Source organism: Microcystis sp. M083S1 (assembly GCF_020246405.1).
Lineage (GTDB): Bacteria > Cyanobacteriota > Cyanobacteriia > Cyanobacteriales > Microcystaceae > Microcystis > Microcystis aeruginosa_C.
This window is the reverse complement of record NZ_JADBTB010000229.1, coordinates 1-4,527: the sequence shown is the minus strand read 5'-3', so window position 1 is coordinate 4,527 and position 4,527 is coordinate 1. Positions and strand designations below refer to the sequence as shown.

The 4,527-nt window shown below is 45.3% G+C and carries 4 protein-coding genes; 1 reads left to right on the top strand and 3 read right to left on the bottom strand.

Going from position 1 to position 4,527, the window contains the following annotated elements:
• Window positions 1–159: 159 nt before the first annotated feature.
• From IM450_RS20890 to IM450_RS20880, 3 genes are all read right to left on the bottom strand, one after another.
• On the bottom strand, window positions 160–1,365 hold the full coding sequence (locus IM450_RS20890) for an argininosuccinate synthase (RefSeq protein ID WP_002800294.1): 1,206 nt from the start codon (window positions 1,363–1,365) through the stop codon (window positions 160–162).
• A gap of 270 nt (window positions 1,366–1,635) precedes the next feature.
• Window positions 1,636–3,627, bottom strand: a complete 1,992-nt coding sequence (locus IM450_RS20885; protein WP_287666513.1) for a DICT sensory domain-containing protein — start codon at window positions 3,625–3,627, stop codon at window positions 1,636–1,638.
• A 376-nt stretch (window positions 3,628–4,003) separates the two neighbouring features.
• Window positions 4,004–4,138, bottom strand: a complete 135-nt coding sequence (locus tag IM450_RS20880; protein ID WP_002736350.1) for a hypothetical protein — start codon at window positions 4,136–4,138, stop codon at window positions 4,004–4,006.
• Between the two features lie 110 nt (window positions 4,139–4,248).
• Here IM450_RS20880 and IM450_RS20875 point away from each other — a divergent pair.
• The coding region (locus IM450_RS20875; protein WP_287720674.1) for a transposase at window positions 4,249–4,527 on the top strand (279 nt) is incomplete at its 3' end.

Below are 4,527 nucleotides of genomic sequence, written 5' to 3'. Positions count from 1 at the left end.
TTGGAGTGATTGGGGGGAAAATTTAGGGATTTTTTCCCTGAAAATTAGGTAATTGACCACCTGAAAATGGGTAAAACCCCACACCCCACACCCCACACCCCACACCCTGCCCCCACGAAAAACTTTTTCAGCAGCCCCTACTTAGGGGAGGATTGTTGATTACTTCCCTCTAGTTTTTTCGGCCCAAACTTTGCTGGGTAATCCCCAAACATAGATGAAACCTTCGGCCGCTTTATGATCAAATTGATCCTCGGCTCCGTAGGTAGCTAAATCGGGAGAATAGATAGAATTGACTGACTGACGACCGACCACTTTAGCGTTACCTTTAAACAGTTTCACTCGCACCGATCCCGTTACCTGTTCTTGAGTTTTGATGATAAAAGCATCGATCGCTTCCTTTAGGGGACTGTACCACAATCCTTTATAAATTAACTGTCCGTAGGTCTCTTCAATTCCCCGTTTATATTGGGTAACATCTCCAGTTAAAGTCAAACTTTCTAAGTCCCGGTGAGCGTCAATTAAAACTAATAAAGCCGGGGCCTCGTAAATTTCTCGGGATTTAATTCCCACTACCCGGTTTTCGATCATATCTAAACGACCAACACCGTGTTTACCCACTAGGTCATTTAATTGACTAATTAGCGTGACAGGATCGAGATTTTCTCCGTTTAAACTGACGGGAATTCCCTGATTAAAACCAATATCGACGTATTCCGGCTCGTTGGGAGTATCGGCGATCGCTTTGGTCATTAAATAGATTTCTTCCGGGGGTTCCGTCATCGGATCTTCCAAGGGACCGGCTTCAATACTGCGCCCCAACAGGTTACGATCGATACTAAAAGGCGAAGATTTTTTCACGGGGGACTCAATCCCGAATTTTTCCCCGTAGGCGATGGTTTCTTCCCGGCTCATGCCCCATTCCCTGGCGGGAGCGAGAACTTTTAAACTAGGATTGAGGGCCATAATGCCCACATCAAAACGCACCTGATCGTTACCTTTGCCAGTGCAACCGTGAGCGACGGCATCGGCCCCGTATTTCTCGGCGGCCTCTACTAATAATTTAGCGATTAAAGGACGAGCCAGGGCGGTAGAAAGGGGATAACGATTTTCGTAGAGAGCATTAGCTTGAATTGAGGGAAAAGCATATTCTTTGACGAATTCTTCCTGAGCATTGACTACTAAGGATTCGATCGCTCCGCAGCGCAGAGCCTTTTCTTGAATCGGTCCTAACTCGTCTCCCTGTCCTAAATCGGCGGCTAGGGTAATCACTTCTTCTACTCCCCATTCCTGTTTGAGATAGGGAATACAAACGGAAGTATCGACTCCTCCGGAATAAGCTAAAACCACTCTCTTGGCGCGTCCCATAATTTTTTCACCTAAAAACGACTAATTGATTACTCTTTTAAGTTTATTATATATCTTGGGTATTTGATGCTTCTTTTTTAATGCTTTTTTATTTAGTTTTTGATGAAGAAAAGGCATAGGAAGTCATACTAAATCCTTTAAGTATATGCTACATATCAGGACAGGCAAAAGGCAAGAGGCAAGAAGCAAAAGGGGGAATACATAATCAGTTTTTAATAACTGGATTTAGTATCACGAGTAAAGAGCCAAAACTAAACGGGCAACTGGCCGCTATTTACGTTTACTAGCAGGACGACGGGAGGATTTTTTCGGAGCGGTATTTGGGGGATTATCGTTAGTTTTATCTTTAAATATTGGAATAGTAAAATGAAACTGACTGCCGTTATTTTTGCCCCTCGATTCTGCCCAAATTTCGCCGCCCCAACCATTAACGATCTGACGACAGATAGCCAGTCCTAAACCGGTTCCCCCGGCACTGCGTCGCAGGGCCCCCTCCTCTTGGTAAAAGCGATCAAAAACCTGTTCTAAAAGATTGGGTTCGATCCCGCGTCCAGTGTCAGAAATGGTTACTTCTAGAGTTTTTGGTTTTCCCGAAGCGACTTCGATCGAGACATTTCCCTCGCGACCGGTAAACTTACAGGCATTATCGAGAAGTTTGGAGAGTAATTCCACCAACCACTCGCCATCGGCTAAAACAAAGGGCAGATTAGGGGGGACAAGATTGATAATTTTTGGGTTTTCGTTGTCGAGATTGCGGGAGTGAACGTGACTGATGGCTAATTCCACACATTCCGATAGGGATAAAGCTTCGGGATTCCAATTAACCCGGCCACTTTCTAACCTGGAAAGAGTTAAAAAATCTTGGATTAATTTACGCATTCGTTCCGCATCTTTCAGGGCAGTATCAAGCATAATTTGGCGCATTTCTGCTGGCATATCCGGTTCCGAGGCCAAACTTTCTAGACAGACTTGAATGGTGGAGAGGGGGGTGCGTAATTCGTGGCCGGTAATGGCGACTAAATTAGAACGAGTGCGATCGAGGGCGGCTAATTGTTCATTTAAATCCTGTAAATTAGCGTAGGCTTCTGCTTGAATGAGGGCGACTCCGATTTGAGTGGCCACCGCATCCACAAGGGCGACATCCTCGCTTTTCCAAGTGGTGGTATAGGGTCCACAGTGATGCAGTTCCAACATTCCCAAGAGACGACTTTGGTAAAAAATCGGCACTAATAACCAAGAATAGATGGAACATTCCCGCACGAGATTTTGAATGGAATCGCCTGGAAGACGGGGATCGTGAATAGCGTCTTCAATTTTCAGGGATTCTCTCAATTCCAGCACTTCCTGAAACAGAGGATTATTTTTCAGAGGCCATTTTTGTCCTTTGATGGAACTAATGCCGGAGTTTAAAAATTCGTGTTCGATGGTGGCGTTAATGTCGGCCTCATGACAACGATAGACCACGCAGCGACAGACTCCCAATCCCTGCCCCAATTTCTGCACTGCCACCTGTAGGATAGCTTCCGGATCGAGGGAACGACGGATCGCCGCTGTCACCGAGTTGATCAGTCTTTCCTTGTGTTCTTTCGATGCCAAGGAACGATTGGCTTTCAGCAGTTTATACTGTCCCGCTTGCAAATAAGTGACCAATCGCTGGACAAAGGGATCCGGTTCCTCTTGATGATCCCTGTCCGTCAGTTCACAGATCAGGTATTCTTCTTGAGCGCGCCTAATTTTCTCCGCCAGTTCGGGACGATAATCGAGAATATGATTTAAAAGAATTTGGGCGGCCTGTTGACTCACATGGCGATCACTTGTCCAAATCCCCTCAAAACGGCGATTATTATCCATAGCTGCCCTATTTTCCTCTTCGGCTACCAGATGGGTTCGTTCCCGACAGATCAAACAACTAGCATAATGGCGACTGATAACCACTAGATGCCATTCTTGGGCTAAACTGTCCTCCGGTTGAAAAGCGATCGTCTCGTAAATGTCGGAACTATGCTTAAAATCGGTTTCTGGGGCTGACAAAACATAAACTTGCCCGCTTTTGTGGGCAATGCGTCGATAGCGATGGGCCTCTTGACGATAAAAGCGCTCACGCTGAAAACTGGCAATCACTAACGGTTGATCGTCTTCCGCTAAAACCTGATCCTCCATGGCGTGGGATAGCGCGGTCAGGGATGCTTTGAAGTACATCTGCGATCGCCATTGGGGGAGTAACTGCAACAGTTCTGTTAAAACAGAAGTTGATCTGCTCATCGATGATCTGTTTCGAGTCGGGTGTAACTAGCAGGCGCGATAGAGGGAACTAGCAATTTCTCCCTTGACCCTATCCTACAGGCTCAAGGGGACAAGAGGTGAGATCGTGATGGCAAGAAATTTAAACTGAGTGATGCCAAAAGTGAGCGAAATTAATCTAGTTAACTAGGTGTTGCTGAATAAATCTAAACCTTGTTGGGTAAGACTTTTAGACTTTTGGGAAATCAAAAAGTACCCGCCATTGGAGGGATCGGGGGGAAATTTTAGGGACTTTTTCCCTGAAAATTAGGTAATTTACCAGATGAAAATGGGTAAAACCCTACACCCTACACCCTACACCCTGCCCCCACGAGAAACTTTTTGCCGCAAACCCTAACTAGATGTAGGCGACTTTCATTGCCCAAAGGATCAGAGCAATAATACTACCGATGACGATAATCGACGATATCGCCACTACTGCCGGTTTATCGGCTCCCTCGAATTTCATAATGCCACGATTTAAGTCTGACATTGCCCTTAACTCCTTTTCATCGAAAATTTGGGTCTGAAACCCCGCCGTAAAACGGCGGCTTTGCTGTTAAATATTAGCACATTTACGAAATATATGCTAAAATGTGAGGTATGGAAAAAGCCTATTCTTACCGATTTTACCCCACACCCGAACAAGAGTCGCTATTGCGGCGCACTTGGGGCTGTGTAAGATTAGTTTACAATAAGGCTCTCCATCTCAGAACACAAGCTTGGCATGAAAGACAAGAAAGCGTAGGCTACGCTGAAACTTCTTCAATGCTAACCGAGTGGAAAAAACAAGAAGAATTACACTTTCTCAATGAAGTAAGCTGTGTACCCTTACAACAAGGGTTAAGACATTTACAAACAGCTTTTACTAACTTCTTTGCT